Source organism: Methanobrevibacter curvatus (assembly GCF_001639295.1).
GTDB classification, from domain to species: Archaea; Methanobacteriota; Methanobacteria; order Methanobacteriales; family Methanobacteriaceae; genus Methanoflexus; species Methanoflexus curvatus.
Genome location: NZ_LWMV01000087.1, coordinates 1 through 1,720, shown reverse-complemented (window position 1 = coordinate 1,720; position 1,720 = coordinate 1). Strand labels below are relative to the sequence as shown.

The following is a 1,720-nucleotide window of genomic DNA, read 5'->3' as shown; positions in this document are numbered from 1 at the left end:
TCAATAGAGTTAATGGTTAAATTAGAATTAGTGTAAATTCCACCACCATTAATAGCTTTATTGTCATTAAAACTAGATTTACCAGTAATAGCTGTAACTCCACCATTTAAATACAATGCACCACCATTATTAGATGCATTATTCCCATTGAACTTAGATGAAGAAATTTGTAAGTTTTTAAGAGAATAAATAGCTCCACCACTGCCAGTTGCAAGATTATCATTAAAATTAGCTGAAACAATACTTAATACACCACTAGAATAAATAGCACCACCGTTGACACCATTATTAGATGAAAAATTTGAGTTGCTTAATATTCTAGTTGTTCCTCCATTGATATATAATGCTCCACCATTATTAAATGCATTATTTTTGCTAAATATGGAGTTAGAAATATTTAAATCCTTAAGAGCATATATGGCTCCACCATTATTTGCATTATTTGAGGCAAAATTAGATTTAGAAGAAATACTTATTTGACCATTTGCATAAATTGCTCCACCAGATGCAGTAGCAGTATTTTGTGAAAAATTAACTGCATTAATTTGCAAATCATTTAAAGAATAGATTCCTCCACCATCTACAGCAGAATTATTTTTAAATGTAGAATCATTTAGATATTTAATTGGGCTTTGAGTGTAAATTGCTCCACCCATGCCTGTGGCTGTGTTGGAGTCAAAGATTAAATTTTTTAAGATTATTATTTTGTTGTCATTGGTGGTTCGGTTGTATATTCCTATTGCTCCACCGTTGCCTGCTTTGTTGGAGGTGAAGTTAGAGTTTAATATTGTGACTGCTCCGTTTAATATGAATATTGCTCCTACATTGTTTGCATTATTTTGATTAAATAGGGAGTCGCTAATAGTTACTTCGCAATCAGCGATTCTGATTGCTCCACCTATATTTGCACTGTTATTAATGAATTTACAGTTTATAATTTTAGTTCCTGTTCCATTGACTATAGAAATAGCTCCTCCATCATTTAGGGCAAAGTTATTAGTAAATGTTGAGTCTGTAATTGTTAAATTTGTTGTAGCAGATCTTATTACTCCTCCTTGAATAAAATTGTCTGTGCTTGCTTGTATTCCTTTATTATTGCTGAAAATGGAGTTTTTTATAATGGAGTTATATCCTAGAGGACCTATTAAAATGGTTGCTCCGCTTTCTCCAATGTTGTTTGAAAAAGTGCAGTTTTCAACAATAATTTTAGAATAAGTGAGAATGGCTGTTCCCGTAGTGCCATTGCCATTGCCATTGACAAAGTTAATGTATTTAAATGTGGTGGTTGTTGCATTAATTAAGAAAATTCTGCTGATATTTTCTCCAGATACTGTTGCAGGATTATTATGGGAAGCACCAATAAAAGTTAAATTTTCCTTAGTTATTCTGATTCCCGAACCATTACTTTTAAAAGTATTTGAGCCTAATTGAATGATATCTCCAGAATTAGCAGTATTAATAATGTTATTTATGTCGTCAAAAGAATCTCCACTAACAGCGATATTACTTGCTGAAGTTGCAGAGAAAGAAAGGGAAAGCAGGAATACTAAAATTAAAAGAAAAATTCCAGCTCTCACCCCCCCCCCCCTGTGTACGAATTTCCGTATGTTAAAATTAATTACATCCATTTATATCACTTATATAATATTTTTTTAAAAAAAATAGCTGAAAAAAAATATAATCAATTAAAAGTTTAAAAAAAATGAAAATAAAAAAACAA

The 1,720-nt window shown here is 31.0% G+C and carries 1 protein-coding gene; it reads right to left on the bottom strand.

What is annotated here, in order from left to right:
• The coding region (locus MBCUR_RS02245; RefSeq protein ID WP_342669782.1) for a right-handed parallel beta-helix repeat-containing protein at window positions 1-1,577 on the bottom strand (1,577 nt) is incomplete at its 3' end.
• Window positions 1,578-1,720: the final 143 nt, after the last annotated feature.